The organism is Qipengyuania rhodophyticola (assembly GCF_042493225.1).
Lineage (GTDB): Bacteria > Pseudomonadota > Alphaproteobacteria > Sphingomonadales > Sphingomonadaceae > Erythrobacter.
Genome location: NZ_CP170454.1, coordinates 2,306,291 through 2,324,330, shown reverse-complemented (window position 1 = coordinate 2,324,330; position 18,040 = coordinate 2,306,291). Strand labels below are relative to the sequence as shown.

Here is an 18,040-nt window from a genome sequence, read left to right as displayed (position 1 = left end):
CCGTGCAGACTTCTATTCTTCTTATAGTTTTCCTGCCTTTGCTCGCGGCGATTGTCGCAGGGTTTGGCAATCGCGCACTGGGTAACACGGTATCCAAGTCGATCACAACGGGCGCGCTGTTCATCGCATGCGCGCTGAGCTGGCCGATCTTTTACGGCTTCCTCAGCGGCAGCGCAGAGGCAACTGTCGTCCCCGTGCTCAAATGGGTCGAAAGCGGCTCGCTGACCTTCGATTGGGCGCTGCGCGTCGACACACTCACGGCGGTAATGCTGGTGGTCATCACAAGTGTCTCGGCGCTCGTCCACCTCTACAGCTGGGGCTATATGGAGGAAGATCCGGATCAGCCGCGCTTCTTCGCATATCTCAGCCTTTTCACTTTCGCGATGCTGATGCTGGTGACAGCAAACAACCTCGTCCAGATGTTTTTTGGCTGGGAAGGGGTCGGCCTCGCATCCTACCTTCTGATTGGGTTCTGGTTCAAAAAGCCAAGCGCCAACAAAGCCGCGATCAAAGCCTTTGTGGTCAACCGCGTCGGCGACCTTGGCTTTATGCTCGGTATCTTTGGAACGTTCCTGGTGTTTGGCACGACCTCCATTCCGGAGATCCTTGACGCTGCGCCTGCGATGAGCGGCGCGACCATCGGCTTCTTCGGATACCGCCTCTACACGATGGATTTGCTGTGCATCCTGTTGTTCATCGGCGCGATGGGCAAGTCGGCTCAGCTCGGCCTGCACACATGGCTGCCCGACGCGATGGAAGGCCCGACACCAGTGTCTGCGCTGATCCACGCCGCGACCATGGTGACCGCTGGCGTATTTATGGTCTGCCGCCTGTCGCCCATGTTCGAGACAGCTCCAACGGCTCTCGCCGTGGTGACATTCATTGGCGCAGCAACGTGTATCTTCGCCGCGACGATCGGCACAACGCAGTGGGATATCAAGCGCGTCATCGCCTATTCGACCTGTTCTCAGTTGGGGTACATGTTCTTCGCGGCGGGCGTTGGCGCATATGGCGCGGCGATGTTCCACCTGTTCACGCACGCATTCTTCAAGGCGCTGCTGTTCCTCGGTGCAGGCAGTGTGATCCACGCAATGCATCACGAACAAGACATGCGCTATTACGGCGGCCTTCGGAAGAAGATTCCGCTCACATTCTGGGCGATGATGGCAGGCACGCTCGCGATCACCGGTGTGGGTGTACTCGGCTTCTTCGGTTTCGCGGGCTTCTATTCAAAGGACGCCATCCTGGAGGCGGCGTTTGCCCGCGGCACCGAACTATCCATGTTCGCATTCTGGATGGGCGCGTTCGCGGCGCTGCTGACCAGCTTCTACAGCTGGCGGCTGATGTTCCTCACATTCTGGGGTAAGCCGCGCTGGATTGAGAGTGAGCACATCCAGCACAGCGTCCACAAAACGCCTGAGGAAGCTGGCGGAGACACAACAGGCGGGTATCATCCGCATGAGAGCCCGTTGACGATGCTCATCCCGCTTGGCGTGCTGACCGTAGGCGCGATTTTCGCGGGCTTTGTCTTCAAATATCCATTTATCGACGGCTCAAGCGAAGCAGTGAATGGTGCGTTTTGGGGTGATTCGATCTATTTCAATGAGAATCTGATCCATGCTTTGCACGCTGTACCACTTTGGGTGAAGTTGACCGCAACAGTCGTGATGCTCGCCGGCCTGTTCTTCGCATGGCTCGCTTACATCAAAGACACATCGCTGCCTGCTAAGACAGTCGAGCAGCTCGGGCCGATACACAAGTTCGTCTATAATAAGTGGTACTTTGACGAGCTCTACAATTGGCTATTCATCAAACCGGGTTTCTGGTTCGGGCGGCAATTCTGGAAAATTGGCGACGTTGGGATCATTGACCGCTTTGGGCCAAACGGGGCCGCATGGGTCGTCTCGCAGGGCAGCGCGCTCGCGAAGCGGGTCCAGACCGGATATGTTTATAGCTATGCGCTGGTGATGCTGCTTGGCCTCGTCGCAGCCGTTACGTGGGTTCTGTTCTGATGGGGTTTCCGATCCTTAGCGCAATGCTGCTGGTGCCGTTTGTGGCCGCAGCTGCTTGTCTATTCCTCGAAGCCAAGGCCGCGCGCAGCACTGCTCTGATCGCGACCCTGGTTAATTTGGCGCTCGGCATTGTCCTGTGGCTGAATTACGATGTCGGCGGGGCGCAGTGGCAATTCACTGAGCGCGCAGAGATATTCGCAGGCTTCAGCTACGCACTCGGCATCGACGGCATCGCGCTGATGCTCATCATGCTCAGCGTCTTCCTGATGCCGATCTGCATCCTCGCAAGCTGGGAGAGCATCACCAAGCGCGTCGGCGAATACATGGGCGCATTCCTTCTGATGGAAGTGCTGATGATCGGCGTGTTCGCCGCGCAGGATCTGTTCCTGTTCTACATCTTCTTCGAGGCGGGCCTCATCCCGATGTACCTCATCATCGGCGTGTGGGGCGGCGATAACCGGATCTACGCGAGCTATAAATTCTTCCTCTACACGCTGCTTGGTTCGGTCCTTATGCTGATCGCGATGCTGTGGATGGTGAATGAGGCTGGCACGACCGACATTCCGACGCTGATGCAGTTCGACTTCGCGCCCGAGGCGCAGACGTGGTTATGGCTCGCCTTCTTCGCCAGCTTCGCGGTGAAAATGCCAATGTGGCCGGTGCACACGTGGCTGCCCGATGCACACGTTCAGGCACCGACCGCAGGCTCGGTTATTCTCGCAGGCGTTTTACTGAAACTCGGCGGATATGGCTTTATCCGTTTCAGTCTGCCGATGTTCCCCGAGGCCAGCCATCAATTTATCTGGCTGATCTTCGGCCTGTCGATGGTTGCAGTAATTTATACCTCGCTCGTCGCGCTGGTTCAGCACGATATGAAGAAGCTTATCGCCTATTCCTCAGTCGCGCACATGGCGATTGTGACCGCCGGTCTATTCGCCTTCAATGTGCAGGGCCTCGAGGGCGCGATGATCGTCATGCTCAGCCACGGCCTCGTATCTGGTGCGCTCTTCCTGTGTGTCGGCGTCATCTACGACCGGCTGCATACCCGCGAGATCAGCCGCTATGGCGGGCTGAGTATCAACATGCCCAAATATGCGATCTTCTTCCTGCTGTTCACCATGGCCAGCATTGGCCTGCCGGGCACTAGCGGGTTCGTCGCGGAGTTCCTGAGCCTTGCGGGCGTTTATCAGGTGTCGAGCACCGTGACGCTGTTCCTGACAACCGGTATTATATTGGGCGCGGGATACATGCTTTACCTGTATTGGCGTATTGCTTTCGGTGAGCAGAAAAATGCTGATGCCGCTGCAATGACCGATATGACACCGCGCGAGTGGGTTATGCTGGCGCCAATCGCAGCAGTGGTGCTGTGGATGGGCGTGTATCCGGAAAGCTTCCTCGCGCCTATGCGTCAGGACATCGCTGCGCTTGATGCGCGCCTTGCGCGTGCCGCGCCAGAGGGTGATGCGAAGCTCAAGGTCAATGCACCAAAAGAAAGTTCAGCGAACTTCATGCCTGAAACTGCGCATGCGGAGGGAGAGCACTAATGGTTACTCTCTCGTCACTCTATTTCGTCGCTGTCGAAATCGGCCTGTCAGTTGCAGGTCTGATTTTGCTGCTGGTCACAGCATTTGGCGGCAAGAAGGCTTCGCGCGGCGTCACTATCGCTGCCGTGGTTATGCTGTTTGCAGGGGTATTCTTCACCTTCGATCTGCTGACCAACCCGGCCTATGAACTGGGCGGCGACGCCTTTGGCGGGCTTTACCGGATGGATGCCTTTGGGTCTTTCGCGAAGATTCTGATCTATCTCGCGACTATCGCCTGTCTGATCGTGGCGCCGCACTACTTCAAGAAGAACGACGCCTACCGCGGCGAATATGCGGTCCTGATGCTCTTTGGTGCGGTCGGCATGGGGATGATGGTCTCGGCCGTTGATCTCATCACGCTATATATCGGCATCGAGCTATCAAGCCTTGCCTCTTATGTTCTCGCAAGTTTCGCCCGCAATGACGAGAAATCAAGCGAGGCGGGCCTTAAATACTTCATCCTCGGCGCGCTCGCATCGGGTATCATTCTCTACGGCATGAGTCTGGTTTACGGTTTTGCTGGAACCACAAACTACTTTGAAATCCGCGGCGCGTTTGGCGAGCAGTTCTCAACCGGAGCATTGTTCGGCGTCGTGTTTGTGCTCGCTGGACTAGCGTTCAAAGTGGCAGCGGTGCCGTTTCATATGTGGACACCGGATGTCTACGAAGGCGCACCGACGCCTGTCACTGCGTTCTTTGCGAGCGCACCCAAGGTGGCAGCGGTTGCTATGCTGGTGCGGATCGCTCTTGATCCCTTCGGTGACAATCCCGAAGTGTGGCAGCAGATCGTAATCTTTGCCGCTCTTGCCTCGATAGTAGTGGGCGCACTGGGCGCTATCGGACAAACAAGCCTAAAACGCTTGCTCGCCTATAGCTCGATTAACAATGTTGGCTTTATCCTGATCGGCCTTGGCGCAGCGACTGAAGCCGGTGCGAGCGCAGTTCTTGTCTATCTCGACATTTACGTCGCGATGACAATTGGCGCATTCGTTGCGCTGCTTATGCTGCGCGATCGGGACGGCAAACAACTCGATACCTTCGACGATATCTCTGGCCTCGCGACTAAAAAGCCTGCGCTTGCATGGTGTCTGCTCGCAATCATGTTCAGCCTTGCAGGCATTCCGCCACTGTTCGGCTTCTGGGGCAAGTTCGTGGTGTTCCAAGCGGCGGTTGAGGCCGATATGATTGCTCTCGCAGCCATCGGTATCGCTGCGAGTGTCATCGGTGCATTCTACTACCTCAAATTCATCAAGGTGATGTTCTTTGACGAAGCCAGTGAGGCAGAAATCGCAGATAGCCCTGCGAGTCATTGGGCCGTACTTGGTCTGTGCACGCTCTTTATCTCGCCGCTGGGATATCTGGCAACGATCTGGCTCGGCACCTTGGCAGATAAGGGCGCATCAGCGTTGTTCTATATCATTTGATTGAGTGCGTTTCAGAGACCGGTTCAACAAACGCAGACCTGCTCGCACGGCTTGAGGCTGGGGAGCAGATTTCGGAAGGCACTTGGCTTGTCGCTGAACGACAAAATGCTGGGCGGGGTAGGCAAGGGCGCGCTTGGTTTGACGGCTACGGCAATTTCATGGGTTCGACCGTAGTTCACTTGGCCAAGGGCGAAACTGCGCCGCAATCACTCGCACTTGTCGCCAGCCTGGCCTTGTACGATGCGGTTCTCTCACTCTTGCCAGAGCCTCAATCACTCCAACTCAAATGGCCCAATGATGTTCTGCTGAAAGGCGCGAAACTCTCAGGCATTTTGATGGAACGCGTGCGCGATACCATTGTACTCGGTATCGGCGTCAACCTTGCGCAAGCGCCTGAGCTACCGGACCGAGCTACAATCGCAATTGCGGCCGCCGCGCCACCGCCGACCCCGCAAGCCTTCGCAAAGACGCTCGCCCACCATCTCACCGAAGAGCTTCAGCGATGGCGCAGCTACGGCGCAGAGCCCATTACCCGCCGCTGGCTTGCCGCTGCGCATCCCGAAGGCACTCCGCTCAAGGTTCATGATGGCGACGGATTTGGCCTCAGCGGCACATTTGCGGGGCTAACTGAAGATGCTTCGCTGCGCTTGCGCTTGGCGGATGGCACAACACGTGTCATTCACGCAGGCGATGTAATGCTGAGTGAATAGGAAGAACGCGATGCTGCTTGCTGCTGATGTCGGGAACACCAATGTTGTCTTCGCGGTCTTTGACGGCCGCGAGATCAAAGCGCGTTGGCGTATCGCCACCGATCCGCGCCGCACCGGCGATGAGTACGCTGTGTGGCTCCTCCAATTGCTGACAATTGAAGGAATTGCGCGCGAAGATATCACGCAGATTATCTTCGCCAGCGTCGTGCCGCGGGCGGATCATAACCTCACCGTCCTCGCTCAGAAGTATTTCGGGATTACCCCGCTAGCAGCGGGCAAAGGCGATGCCGCGTGGCCTTTTGCTATCGATGTTGATCAGCCCAGCTCGCTAGGGGCCGACCGGGCGCTCAATATCCTCGCAGCGCATGACAAATATGGCGGCGATCTGGTGGTTGTCGATTTTGGAACCGCGACAAAGTTCGAGGCGATTGATTTCAATGGCACTTATAAGGGCGGGATCATCGCGCCGGGCATCAATCTCTCGCTTGATGCGCTGGTTGGCAAGACCGCGAAACTACCTCGCATCGCGATCCGCGCACCCGACAGCAAAAGCGTGATCGGGCGCAATACTGAGGATCAGATGTTAATCGGAATATTCTGGGCGCATGTCGCCATGATGGAAGGTTTGATTGAACGTATGCGCACAGAAATCGGGCGGCCGGCCAAGGTCGTTGCTACCGGCGGGCTTGCCATTCTCTTCGATGATCAGACTGACATTTTCGACCATGTTGATGCGGATCTCACCATCGAAGGCCTGGCCATTCTTGCGGAGCATGCATCACAGTGAAGAAGGATTTCACCCCAGAAAAAGAGCTCCTTTTTCTTGCGCTTGGCGGTTCGGCCGAAATTGGCATGAATGTCAATTTATATGGCTGTAACGGGCGCTGGCTAATGGTCGATTTGGGCATGACCTTTTCGGGTGAACAATATCCCGGTGTCGATCTGGTCTTTGCCGATCTGGAATTCATTGAGGAGCGTGCCGAGCAGCTCGACGGAATTGTGCTGACGCATGCGCATGAGGACCACATCGGCGCAGTGCCATACTTTGCCGGCGAGCTGGGCGTTCCGCTCTATGCGACACCTTTCACCGCCGACCTGATCCGGCGCAAGTTACAAGAGGCAGGTCTTGCAGACCAGGTCGAGCTGCACGTGATTGAGGATGATCACGGCGCATTCGAAGTTGGTCCGTTCTCGATTGAGTATATTCCGCTGGCGCACTCCATTGCTGAGGGCAACGCACTGGTCATCGACACGCCGTATGGCCGCGTGTTTCACACTGGTGATTGGAAACTTGATGCAGAACCCATCATTGGAGAGCCAACCACCGAGGAAGAGCTGCGCGCGATTGGCGACGACGGCGTTCTGGCGATGGTTTGCGACAGCACCAATGTATTCAATCCTGAGCCGAGCGGCTCGGAGGGCGCGGTTTACAAGGGCCTGCTGGAAGAAGTAGGCAAACACGCGGGCAAGCGTGTTCTGGTCACGACCTTTGCGAGTAATGTGGCGCGCCTCCATACGCTTGGCGAAGTCGCGCAGGAGACAGGCCGGCAATTGTGCGTGGCAGGGCGCTCGCTCGACCGGATCATCGAAGTTGCTCAGGACAATGGCTATCTTGAAAACTTCCCCAAGACGGTTGATTTCGACACCGCTATGGGGCTCCCACGCGGTGAAGTACTCATCATGGCGACTGGCGGGCAGGGCGAGCCACGCGCGGCACTGTCACGCATTGCCGAGGACAATCACCCGCTGTCGCTGACGTCGGGGGATGTTGTATTATTCTCGAGCCGCAATATTCCCGGCAATGAAATCTCCATTGGAGCAGTGCAAAACCGCCTGTCAGAACGCGGGATCGTAATGGTCACTGACCGGCAGAGCATGATCCATGTTTCTGGCCACCCGGGGCGTCCAGAGCTGGAAGCGCTTTACGATTGGTTGCGCCCCGAAGTGCTGGTGCCAGTCCATGGCGAAATGCGGCATATGCAGGAGCAGGGCAGGTTGGCGCTGGCTAACAACATCCCGAGCGCTGTTGTTCAAAAGAACGGCGATATTGTTCGGCTCGCGCCAGATGCGCCGGGCAAGATTGGTGAGATTGAGTCAGGTCGCCTTGTATTGGATGGCGACATTATCGTACCTGCCGATGGAGAGGCGATCACTATGCGCCGACGCCTCGCGCGCGAAGGCCTCGTAATTGCGGTGCTCGACAAAGATCTCAACCCGCAAGTGGAAGGTATCGGACTACCTCTCGATGAGGACTATCCCGAATTCATCGAGGAAGCCGAAGACGATATTCGCAACGCCATCGGACGACTCAAAGGAAAAGCAGCAGGCGACCCTGCCGAAATTCATGAGGCGGCGAGGCTTGCAGTCCGGCGCGCAGCCACCAGATGGTCTGGCAAGCGCCCACAAACCAAGATCATTTTACCCAAAGGCTAACCAAGCCCATGCATTGGACCTCAATCCTAGCGATCTACATCTTGTTCTGGGTGATGTGTGCCTTTGTCCTGCTTCCATTTGGTGTGAAGACGCCTGATGAGGTGGGTGTCGAGAAGGTGCCAGGGCAAGCCGAAAGCGCGCCAGTCAATTTCCGGCCTAAGCGGGTGGCGACGCGCGCCACCGTGCTCGCTGCGGCGTGCACAGCGCTCTATGTAGCGAACTACATCAATGGCTGGATTACCGCCGAAGACCTCAATCTTTTCGGCAAACCGCCCACGATTGCTGAGCAAGTCGAGGCCGCAAACCAGTCTTCTTAGAGAGGCTTATTGACGTAGGCGTTCGAGCGACTGCGCGAGGGCAACGTAGAGCTTGCCCATGTCTGAGCCCAATAGTGTAACGCTCACCGCATTGCCGTCCCGGGTTGACAGCAGCGTGCGCAGCATTGCCTCGAAATCATGGATATAGCGGCTCACATGCTCACGGAATTCGCTATCCGCGTCATAAAGTTCCGCGATCTCACGCGCTTCCGTGCTGTCGATCAGATGGACTGCGCGGCGGGTAAATATCCCGCGATCTCCGCGCAGATATGACGCCCATGCGGTGTCTGTTACTTCGGTCGACAAGGCCTTGCCAATATCAATCGCATTGGAATTGAGGCTCTCAGTGATCAAAGCAACGCGGCGCGAGAAGTCATTGTCGACCTGCTCCTCCGCGCGTTCACGAGCATGAGCAACACGCGATTCAATGTTGGTGACCAGATCATTCACCTTGGTTAGTTGATTGCGGAGCTCCAGCGCTGCTTCACGGGATGCGGTCGTTGCGCGCTCCGATGAGGCGTCAAGATCGGTCATCGCGATAGTAGCTGAAGTGACCACAGCATCTCGGATCGCGCTTTCGGTTTTCTCAGAGATTTCCGCGGCGATCTTACGGACGCTTTCTGCCTGCTCGGTCTCAAGGGCTGCAATGGCGGACTTGCTGCTCTCTTCGAGTTCTCTGATGGCGTGGCGCAGCTCACCTTGGGTCCGAGCAGCTGTGGCGTCGGCATCACTGCCAAATTCGCCTAGCTTTGCGTGAAGGGTGTCGACTGCTTCGGCCTGTTCACCGAGAGTGCCTTTGATCCCTTCGATTAATTCCTCAATGCCTGCAACAGAGATCGCGCCAGCATCTGTCGCATCTTCAACCGTCTTGCTGAGGGCATCGCCTGCCTCGCGCGCCTGCTCTATCTGCTGGCGCAGTGTATCGGTGCGACCTGCTGCATTCTCGAGACTTGCCTCAAATCCATGGATCGCGCTGGGCAAGTCATCTTTGCTGTACTTCGCGCTTGCTTGGATTAGTTCGAGCATACGCACGCTCGCATCGGTCAGCTCTTCGATGGCCTCTTTTGCGCTGCTTAGCGTTGCTTCGCTTTGATCGAACGTCTGCGCGAACGCAGTCGCGCTTGCAGAAAGCGATGCCTCCGCCTCAGCGGTCTTGCTCACGATAGCATCAATTTTCTCAGCGGTGTCAGCGACTTTGCGCTCAATCGCATCGCTATTTTCAGACAGCAGTCTAAGCACTTCTTGCTGGGCGCTTTGGCGTTCCTGTTGCTTGCTATCGAAGGCCTCCAGCAATGCTTCGATTCGGGCCAAAGCTTCCTGCTGCTCGGTCTCAGCGTCCGCACGCCGCTTGGCTATTTGTGCGAAGAATACGCCGCTTCGTTCCGCAATCCTAGTATCGAGGGTCTCAGCCTCAGAAGCAATTCCGCGCAGTTTCGCGCGCGATGCGTCGAGTGCTTTGGCATCAATCTCAGAGACTTTGGCGATCACTGACAGGAGCCGCTCTTGCATCTCGCTTAGCTGACCAGTCCAAGCCTCAGTCGCCGCTTTCTCACCTTCGCGGACATGCGCGCTCGTCTTTTCCGCCTCCTCCCGCAGCATAAATACGCTTTGTCTCAAGGTTTCAGCAGTCTCTTCGCGCGCCTTCTCCTGAGCATCGTCCACCTCAGCGAGCTCTTTGCGCAGCGCCTCTGCGCGTCCTCGCATGGCGGCCAAGGCCAGCACCTCACGACCGTCTAGCTCAGTACGGAATTCCTCACTCTCATCACGCATTTTTGTGAAGCGTTCTTCTGATGCAGCCTCGACTTGGCTTAAGCGCTCTTCGAGATCAGCAAGTGTTGCGCTGACCTTTTCCGACAATGTCTCAACCTGACGCTCACTTGCCTGACCAAATTCATTCAGCCGTTCAAAACCAGTTGCGAGGTCCTTCAGCTGTGTCTTTGCAGTACGTCCCGCATTTCCAATCTGGTTGGATACATCGCGCGCAGAATTGGCAATCACTGGCAAATCGTCGCGCAGCTTGGTCATGTTCTCAGTCGCAACGGTGCTGGCACCCGATATCGCCTCGATTTGAGTGCCATTGACGGTGATGAGGGATTGTAATTGCTCTGCGTGCTCGGAAATACGCTCGCTGGCGGAGCGCCCCAAGAACTCCAGATCACGCGATTGTGAACCCAGAAACTCACGGGCAAGGCTCAATTCGCGATTTACAGTGGTCAACCGCTGCTCAAGCAGGGCCGATTCCTGTGACAGTGACCTTGCTGCATCACCGAAACGAGCGGCCTCTCGCGATGAACTGCGCATCACCAAAAGCCAAACAACCATGACCAAAAGCACAGGAAGAGACCAATCTTTGATCCAGATCAGCCATTGCTGGGGCGAACCCCCTGCGAGCACTTGCGGGCCTTTGACCCAGGCAAAAAAACCGGTCCAAACCAAGACGGTCAAGATGCCAAGGGACGGAATTATCCAGCTAAAACTGCGCTCTAGAGGCTCGTCCTCTTCCCAATACTCAGTACTACGGTCGACAATTTCATCCGTCAGCAACAAGTCCTGTGCGGAGACTTCCTCTGCATCAGTGTGGCTCTCAAGTTGATCAGATGACAATGCTTCGTCATCGCCAACCGCGCGAATATGTGTGCCCGTGCTCATGCCGGCGATTCTATCAGGAAAAGCCCTAGGTTAAAGGCATTTTAACGCTCACGATTTAGCGCGCTGAATATGGCCTTAGAAAATGCACAATTTGACGCAGCACTCTCAGCTGCGGCGGGTAATGATGCCTCTCTGCAGCTTGAGCTGCGCAACGCATTCGTCGAAAGCGCCGAATTGCAGCTCGATTTGCTTAAGCGGTCACGCTGCGATGCGAATTGGGAACTCGCGGCAATGCGGCTTAAAGGCCTCGCGGCAAGCTTTCACGCAGGCCAATTGCAAGATTTGGCGCAGGAAGCGCTTGTATCTGCACCTGGCGAACCGACTGTAATTCGCGAAATCTCGACCCACCTCGCCGAAATCAGTGGACAGCAGTAACCGCTGAGGGATCAATCCATTTGGCATAAGCCGCGCGAGCCATTACCTCTGTCATCACGTTAGGCGTGATCGAGGAGGGATATTTGCGCATTGCACTGCTCTCTGCATCGGCTGAGCACCCGGATTTCCCCGGAGAGCGGCTCGCTTTTCGCCGTTTTGTCGGGAAAATAGTGCTTGCGCACCAGATCGAGCTGGCTGTGGCGCTGGATTGTGAACAGATTATCTGTTTTGCTAGCGGCGTCTCGCAGGACATGATCGCTTGTCAGAAATTGGCTGAACGTGCGGGCGCAAGGTTTTCCCTAATCGAGAGCAACAGGCAGCTGGCCGGCCTCGTCACGGCTGCAGATCAACTCATTATCTTGGCCGACGGGTTGTTATGCGACAATGTGGTCGCGCTTGATCACCTCGGCAAGCAGACTGCTATTCTGGCATTTCCAGCAGAAGATGCGGTGCCATTAGGATATGAGCGGATTGATCAGAACACCGCTTGGGCAGGCGTGATGCATGTGCATGGCAGTCTTGCCGAAAAGCTCAATCAGCTCCCCGAAGATAGCGATCCGATTTCGTCGCTCCTGCGCATTGCGCTGCAGACAGGAACTAAGACGATTCTGATGGACGACACATTGCTCAAAGAAGGGCATTGGTCGCTAAACGAGGCACCAGAAGTCCGCACGTCGCGAGAGAAGGCTTGGTTTGCGCGGCTAGTGACACCAGCGCCCTATCATGCGCCTGGCCTTGCAATTGCTGAGCGAGTGGGCTTGCGTCTAGCGAGAGACCTGATGGGCGGCGCGTTGGAGCGGCTTCCGTGGCTTATCGCAGTGGCCTCCGGCATTGGTGCCGCCGGCGCGGTTGCGCTTGAGCGACCACTCGTCGGGCTGGGTTGCGCCTTGGCGATGACCACGGCAACCGCAATCGGCAACGTATTTGAGCGGCTTTCTTGCGGTGGAAAACCGTCGAGCGCGAAATGGCGTATTGGCACGGGTTTCAAGCTTGCTGGCGATGTGCTGATCGCCGGGCTCTTGAGCGCGACCATCACGGCACCGATAGGCTGGCTGAAGCTGTTCATTCCGCTTGTTCTACTGGCCCTATTATGGATGGGCGAGCGCCGCGGCGCGTCCCCATGGCGCATTAGCTATGCGGACAGGATCATCTTGTTGTCAGTGCTTTATCCCGCCGCCATTATGGGTTTCACTCTTGAGGCGGCTTGTGCGCTTATCGCGATAGTCATCGCCGCGCTATACCTGGTGCCTAACGGCACCAAAGATGAGCTGGATGTCGAAGAACCTTCCAAGAGACTAACGGCTGATTAACCATGCTTTGCTATGCGTTTTTCTATGAGTAGTGCGCCATCTATGGCTGAAACAGACTGGCCTGCGGGCGAGGAGCTGAGCGAGGCGCTGGCGCGTAACAATACGCTTCAGCCCAAGCTTGGGCCAATGCTCGAGTTGTTACTATCAAGCCAAGATCAAACGCTGTTTAGCGATGCGATCATCACACGTATTCGCGGTATGTTACTCTCGATTGCACGCCATGTCTTGCGTCATCAGGCCGAGGCTATGGGTGAACGCGCGGCTGACGCTTTTGTCTTTGCCCGTAGCGAAGATCTAGCTGTGCAATTGTCAACGCACCAACCGCTGATCCTTCATTGCCATGCGCTGGCGCTTGAAACCCAATGCATGGATCGGATGCAAAGCCTTTATGGGCTTGATCCTGTCCTTACGCCGCTGATCCAAGACATGATAAGTTCCGAAGATGCAGGGCTCGCCAGCGCGGCGATGGCGCTCCTCGCCTCACAAACGCGTTTCACACAATTTCAAAAGAGGCTTGAACTTCCTCTGACTGAGCTATCCGCAGATCTCTTTCACTCAGTGCTCACCACTTGGCATGGCGCAAGTGACGAGACGGATGTTGATAGCCTTGCCCGTGCAGAGACCAAATTGCGGAGCGAATTTGACGAGGGAAAAAGCCGCATTTCTCTGCTCGACAGGGTCATAAGTACGCTTGGCGGAGCGGGTGACCAAACACTGGAAATAGATCAGGCAGGCGTCTCTCTATTTCTCAGTGCCATCGCATCTTCAGTCGGAATGCGCCGCGATCAAGCAGCGCTTGCTACGCACGAGACACAAATTGCCCGTCTTCTGCTCGCGCTCCGAAGCACGGGGCGCAAGCCGCAGGATTGCGAGGCCGCAGTTCTGCGTATTCACCCGGAAGCCGAGGTGCCCTATGGTCTTGACCAGATTGGCACACGTGAGGCCAAGGCGATGATGTCAGTTATCTCCAGCAAGACGATTGGGTGAGCGGGTGGCGACAGTGGGAACCCATTATATTGCCCGTGCACAAGTCGACGCCGAAGGGCACCTTATCAGTGCAGATACCCCGTTGAGCGACCTTCAGGAGCAATGTGGTGGCACCATCGGCGGGCCTCTTGCCATCCCCGAACTGCGCTCTCTTACGCGGAAGGCCCAGAAGATGGGGTTGCGCCTCGCGCGCGGCTTCGAGGCACTAGGGCATCAGGAGCGAATATCTGCATGGGTTGAGATTGAGCCTTTGCTTGATGCAGACCGCCATCCGGCCGGATGCGAGCTGGGCATTGTAAATTGGAATAGCGAGCCTCTGAGCGCAGAAGAAAGCGCGGAGGCTCTGGAGCTTCAGCGCGAGATCAGCCGCAATCTGGCTGAGGCGATCATCCGGCTCGATCCGAAGCAAAACGTCCTGTCCGCGCAGTGCACCGCGCCTGATCTTGCGAAATTGCAGGCTAAGCTGGCGGGTGGGGTAGGTAAACCTTGGACTGATCACGTGGAATTAGAAGGTAATTCGCATCAGCAACCGATGCATTGGCGCTTGCTAGACGGCGCGCAGCTCACGGTTGAAGGGTCCGATCGGGTATGGTCTACGCATATCGAGCCGCTTGGTCACCCTGATCCGGGCAGCACTGGTTTTGCGCTGCATCTGCTTTCTGACACTGCGCCTGCGCTGCACGACCATGCGGCTGGCACCGCTGCCTCAGATAGCGCGCCAGCGCTGGGTAAGGATCTCTCACCGGCCCTGCGCGACCCGATTAACCGGATTATAGCCAACGCGGAAACCATTCGAACAAAACTTGCTGGCCCACTCGCAAAGGAATACACCGACTACGCTGCTGACATCGCGAGCGCCGGACAGCATTTGCTCGCGCTAATTGATGATTTGTCAGATTTGGACGCCGTTGAAGCGGAAGATTTTGACATCGCACGCGAGGTTATCGATTTGGCCGAGGTCGCGCGGCAATCTTGCAATATTCTGAATGGTAGAGCCAAAGAAAAAGGCATCACATTGGTGCCGCCTGCGAAAGGCGAGGCGGAGTACGGAATCGGCGAATTTCGCCGCGTGCTTCAAATCCTGATCAATCTCGTCAACAATGCCATCCGCTATTCACCTGAAGGCAGTCAGGTCTGGGTCCGCCTTGATGATTTGGGCGAGCAAGCGATGATAACGGTCGCCGATCAAGGGCATGGGCTCGACTCCGAACAGCAGGCCAAGGTGTTTGAGAAGTTTGAGCGTCTGGGCCGCAGCGGAGACGGCGGTTCTGGCCTCGGACTCTACATCTCGCGAAAGATTGCGAGGGCGATGGACGGTGACCTCACCATCGAAAGCGCGAAGGGGCAGGGTGCTCGATTTACGCTCAGCGTGCCCGCGTCAGCGGGCCCGAAGCCTGATCCAGCGTCGACTGACAGAAGCTCGCCTTAAGTTACCCCACGCACGAAAAAGGGGCACCGAAGCGCCCCTTTAATGTTCAATTTGAACGCGCTGATTAACGCTTGACCATTGGCACGTAATCGCGCTCCGTCGGGCCCGTGTATAGCTGGCGAGGGCGGCCAATGACCTGACCTGGATCAGAGATCATTTCGTTCCATTGCGCGACCCAGCCCACAGTGCGAGCGAGAGCAAACAATGCTGTGAACATGGTGGTCGGGAAGCCGATCGACGACAGGATGATGCCGGAATAGAAGTCAACGTTCGGGAAGAGCTTCTTTTCCTTAAAGTAATCATCGTTCAGCGCGAGTTCTTCGAGCCTCAGAGCTGTCGCGAACACCGGATCATCAACCTTAAGCGCTTCAAACACTTCTTTCAGCGTTTGCTGCATCACGGTCGCGCGCGGATCGTAGTTCTTATAAACGCGGTGGCCAAAGCCCATCAGGCGGAACGGATCGTTCTTGTCCTTTGCCCGGTCAATGTAATGCGGGATTTTGTCGGGCGACCCAATTTCTTGCAGCATGTTGAGCGCCGCTTCGTTCGCACCGCCATGCGCAGGGCCCCATAGACACGCGATACCTGCTGAAATACAGGCAAACGGGTTTGCCCCAGACGAGCCAGCAAGCCGGACGGTAGACGTCGAGGCGTTCTGCTCATGATCGGCGTGCAGGATGAATATCCGGTCCATCGCCTTTTCGATTGCGGGGTGCACTTCATAAGGCTCCGCTGGGACGCCAAAGGTCATGCGCAGGAAATTACCTGTATAACTCAGCGAGTTATCTGGCTGCATGAAAGGCTGACCGATGGAGTATTTGTAGGCCATCGCCGCAATGGTCGGCATTTTCGCGATCAAGCGGTGCGAGCTGATCTTGCGGTGCTCGGGATCAGAAATGTCTGTGCTATCGTGATAAAACGCAGAAAGCGCGCCGACCACACCGCACATGATCGCCATAGGGTGCGCATCGCGGCGAAACCCGCGGAACAGGCTGGTAAGCTGCTCATGCACCATAGTGTGCCGTGTGATCGTATAAGTGAACTCGTCCAGCTCTTCCTGGCTAGGCAATTCGCCGTTCAGTAGAAGGTAGGATACCTCCATAAAGCTAGAATGCTCGGCCAATTGGCCAATCGGATAGCCGCGGTGCAACAACACGCCTTCATTGCCATCAATATACGTCAGTGCACTCTCACATGAGGCGGTCGATTTATAACCCGGATCGAAAGTGAACGCGCCGGTCTGGCCGTAGAGCTTCCGGATATCGATAACATCAGGTCCAGTGCTGCCCTTGAGCACAGGAAAATCGTGGGTTCCACCGTGAGTGTTGAGTGTCGCCTGCGTATCGGCCATTGCCGTCTCCTTATTATTATTCGCCCGCCTGAGCTGGAGCGGCCTGCGCGTCAATTCGCGCCAGCGCTTCTTCCTTACCCAAGAGGACGAGCACATCGAAAATTCCAGGGGATGTTGTAGTCCCCGTCAAAGCTGCACGCAGTGGCTGCGCCAGCTTGCCAAATCCCAGATCAAGTTCTTCGGCAAGTGCTTTGGTAGTGGCTTCCAGCGCCTCGATTGTCCAGTTATTTTCAGCACGAAAACGCGCGGAAACCTGAACTAATCTTGCGCGTGCATCATCATCCAACATTTTTGCCGCTTTTTCGGTCATGGAAAGAGGGCGCTTTGCAAACAGAAATCCTGCGCCCTCAGCAAGTTCATGCACCGTCTTCGCACGTTCTTTCAAGACTGGCATAGCCCTGGTGAGCAACGGCAAATCCGCATCATCACCTAGCGATGGCGCGATGAGTGCCGCGAGCCGCCCGTCCTCAGCTTCGCGAATGTAATTCCCATTCATGTTTTGCAGCTTTTTTATGTCAAAACGCGAGGCGCTCTTGCCGACCCCATCAAGATCGAAGAGCTCTATCGCCTCGGCCTTGGTGAACTCTTCTCTGTCGCCGTGCCCCCAGCCAAGCCGCAGCAGATAGTTGAACAAAGCCTCGGGTAGTACGCCTTCATCATCGCGGTATGCCTCAACCCCGACCGCACCGTGACGTTTGGAGAGTTTTGCACCGTCAGAACCGTGGATGAGCGGAATGTGTGCGTATATGGGCTCAGGCCAACCACCTTCGATCTCGTCCATCGCATGAATGATCGGAAGCTGGCGAAACGCATTATTGAGATGGTCATCGCCGCGGATAATATGCGTGCAGCCCATATCATGATCGTCGACTACTACTGCGAGCATGTAGGTCGGAGTGCCGTCGGCTCGCAGCAGGATATAGTCGTCGATTTCCTCGTTCTTGACCGTGACCCGGCCTTGAACGGCATCATCAATTGAGGTTTCGCCAGACAGCGGAGTTTTAAGGCGTACGACAAAAGGCGCGCCTTCTGGAGCCTCCTCTGCCAAACGATCTCGCCAGCGCCCATCATAACGCAAGGGGAGCTTATTCGCGCGTTGCTCCGCGCGCATCGCCTCAAGCTCTTCTGGCGTCGCAAAACACTTATAGGCGTATCCGGCCTCAAGCAGCTTAAGAGCGACTTCGCGGTGGCGATCAGCCTGTTTTGATTGGAACACTGGCTCCGCGTCATACTCCAGTCCAAGCCAACCAAGTCCTTCTAGGATCTTGTCGATTGCCTCTTGGGTCGAGCGCTTTTGGTCTGTGTCCTCAATCCGCAGTAAGGCCTTGCCGCCGTGATGCTTCGCAAATAACCAGTTAAACAGCGCCGTCCGCGCGCCCCCAATATGAAGAAAACCGGTGGGCGACGGGGCAAAACGGGTGACGACTTGACCCGTTTTTACTGCAGTATCGCTTGCCATT

General features: G+C 56.4%; 14 protein-coding genes. 11 read left to right on the top strand and 3 right to left on the bottom strand.

From position 1 onward, the window contains the following. The first annotated feature begins 2 nt into the window (after positions 1 to 2). From nuoL to ACFCXQ_RS11075, 7 genes are read left to right on the top strand one after another with little or no spacing between them, the layout of a single operon-like run. Positions 3 to 2,012, top strand: a complete 2,010-nt coding sequence (gene nuoL, locus ACFCXQ_RS11105; protein ID WP_379550575.1) for an NADH-quinone oxidoreductase subunit L — start codon at positions 3 to 5, stop codon at positions 2,010 to 2,012. Continuing rightward, positions 2,012 to 3,556 (top strand): NADH-quinone oxidoreductase subunit M, encoded by a 1,545-nt coding sequence (locus tag ACFCXQ_RS11100; RefSeq protein WP_379550573.1) that lies wholly within the window; start codon positions 2,012 to 2,014, stop codon positions 3,554 to 3,556. Before nuoL ends, ACFCXQ_RS11100 begins: the two co-directional genes overlap by 1 nt. Then, positions 3,556 to 5,019 (top strand): NADH-quinone oxidoreductase subunit NuoN, encoded by a 1,464-nt coding sequence (gene nuoN, locus ACFCXQ_RS11095; RefSeq protein WP_379550571.1) that lies wholly within the window; start codon positions 3,556 to 3,558, stop codon positions 5,017 to 5,019. Before ACFCXQ_RS11100 ends, nuoN begins: the two co-directional genes overlap by 1 nt. Beyond that, entirely contained in the window at positions 5,016 to 5,729 is a 714-nt protein-coding gene (locus ACFCXQ_RS11090; protein ID WP_379550569.1) for a biotin--[acetyl-CoA-carboxylase] ligase, read from the top strand. Before nuoN ends, ACFCXQ_RS11090 begins: the two co-directional genes overlap by 4 nt. Before the next feature lie 10 nt (positions 5,730 to 5,739). Next, positions 5,740 to 6,516 (top strand): type III pantothenate kinase, encoded by a 777-nt coding sequence (locus ACFCXQ_RS11085; RefSeq protein ID WP_379550567.1) that lies wholly within the window; start codon positions 5,740 to 5,742, stop codon positions 6,514 to 6,516. Beyond that, positions 6,513 to 8,162, top strand: a complete 1,650-nt coding sequence (locus ACFCXQ_RS11080) for a ribonuclease J (protein WP_379550565.1) — start codon at positions 6,513 to 6,515, stop codon at positions 8,160 to 8,162. The genes ACFCXQ_RS11085 and ACFCXQ_RS11080 overlap by 4 nt, the downstream gene beginning before the upstream one ends. 8 nt (positions 8,163 to 8,170) lie before the next feature. Further along, on the top strand, positions 8,171 to 8,479 hold the full coding sequence (locus ACFCXQ_RS11075) for a DUF1467 family protein (protein WP_379550563.1): 309 nt from the start codon (positions 8,171 to 8,173) through the stop codon (positions 8,477 to 8,479). A 6-nt stretch (positions 8,480 to 8,485) separates the two neighbouring features. Here the strand turns inward: ACFCXQ_RS11075 and ACFCXQ_RS11070 are convergent, their stop codons facing one another. Beyond that, complete coding sequence (locus ACFCXQ_RS11070; RefSeq protein ID WP_379550562.1) at positions 8,486 to 11,128, bottom strand: ATPase; 2,643 nt, start codon at positions 11,126 to 11,128, stop codon at positions 8,486 to 8,488. Positions 11,129 to 11,197: 69 nt separating this feature from the next. Here ACFCXQ_RS11070 and ACFCXQ_RS11065 point away from each other — a divergent pair, with 69 nt between their 5' ends. The 4 genes from ACFCXQ_RS11065 (at position 11,198) to ACFCXQ_RS11050 (ending at position 15,229) form a co-directional block, all read left to right on the top strand. Next, on the top strand, positions 11,198 to 11,503 hold the full coding sequence (locus ACFCXQ_RS11065) for an Hpt domain-containing protein (protein WP_379550560.1): 306 nt from the start codon (positions 11,198 to 11,200) through the stop codon (positions 11,501 to 11,503). An 83-nt stretch (positions 11,504 to 11,586) separates the two neighbouring features. Beyond that, positions 11,587 to 12,813, top strand: coding sequence for a hypothetical protein (locus ACFCXQ_RS11060; RefSeq protein ID WP_379550558.1), 1,227 nt, complete (start codon positions 11,587 to 11,589; stop codon positions 12,811 to 12,813). A 42-nt stretch (positions 12,814 to 12,855) separates the two neighbouring features. Further along, positions 12,856 to 13,800, top strand: coding sequence for a hypothetical protein (locus ACFCXQ_RS11055; RefSeq protein WP_379550556.1), 945 nt, complete (start codon positions 12,856 to 12,858; stop codon positions 13,798 to 13,800). 172 nt (positions 13,801 to 13,972) lie between these two features. Then, entirely contained in the window at positions 13,973 to 15,229 is a 1,257-nt protein-coding gene (locus tag ACFCXQ_RS11050) for a sensor histidine kinase (protein ID WP_379550554.1), read from the top strand. A 64-nt stretch (positions 15,230 to 15,293) separates the two neighbouring features. On the opposite strand, the gene ACFCXQ_RS11045 is transcribed toward ACFCXQ_RS11050, so the two are convergent. Both ACFCXQ_RS11045 and gltX read right to left on the bottom strand, forming a co-directional pair. After that, positions 15,294 to 16,580 (bottom strand): citrate synthase, encoded by a 1,287-nt coding sequence (locus ACFCXQ_RS11045; RefSeq protein WP_379550552.1) that lies wholly within the window; start codon positions 16,578 to 16,580, stop codon positions 15,294 to 15,296. Positions 16,581 to 16,596: 16 nt separating this feature from the next. Then, entirely contained in the window at positions 16,597 to 18,039 is a 1,443-nt protein-coding gene (gene gltX / locus ACFCXQ_RS11040) for a glutamate--tRNA ligase (protein ID WP_379550550.1), read from the bottom strand. Position 18,040 lies beyond the last annotated feature (1 nt).

Excerpts from the sequence above, each read along its gene's own strand:
- ACFCXQ_RS11100 (WP_379550573.1), top strand. The coding sequence starts at position 2,012 with ATGGGGTTTCCGATCCTTAGCGCAATGCTGCTGGTGCCGTTTGTGGCC.
- nuoN (WP_379550571.1), top strand. The coding sequence starts at position 3,556 with ATGGTTACTCTCTCGTCACTCTATTTCGTCGCTGTCGAAATCGGCCTG.
- ACFCXQ_RS11085 (WP_379550567.1), top strand. The coding sequence starts at position 5,740 with ATGCTGCTTGCTGCTGATGTCGGGAACACCAATGTTGTCTTCGCGGTC.
- ACFCXQ_RS11075 (WP_379550563.1), top strand. The coding sequence starts at position 8,171 with ATGCATTGGACCTCAATCCTAGCGATCTACATCTTGTTCTGGGTGATG.
- ACFCXQ_RS11070 (WP_379550562.1), bottom strand. The coding sequence starts at position 11,128 with ATGAGCACGGGCACACATATTCGCGCGGTTGGCGATGACGAAGCATTG.
- ACFCXQ_RS11065 (WP_379550560.1), top strand. The coding sequence starts at position 11,198 with ATGGCCTTAGAAAATGCACAATTTGACGCAGCACTCTCAGCTGCGGCG.
- ACFCXQ_RS11055 (WP_379550556.1), top strand. The coding sequence starts at position 12,856 with ATGGCTGAAACAGACTGGCCTGCGGGCGAGGAGCTGAGCGAGGCGCTG.
- ACFCXQ_RS11050 (WP_379550554.1), top strand. The coding sequence starts at position 13,973 with ATGGGGTTGCGCCTCGCGCGCGGCTTCGAGGCACTAGGGCATCAGGAG.
- ACFCXQ_RS11045 (WP_379550552.1), bottom strand. The coding sequence starts at position 16,580 with ATGGCCGATACGCAGGCGACACTCAACACTCACGGTGGAACCCACGAT.
- gltX (WP_379550550.1), bottom strand. The coding sequence starts at position 18,039 with ATGGCAAGCGATACTGCAGTAAAAACGGGTCAAGTCGTCACCCGTTTT.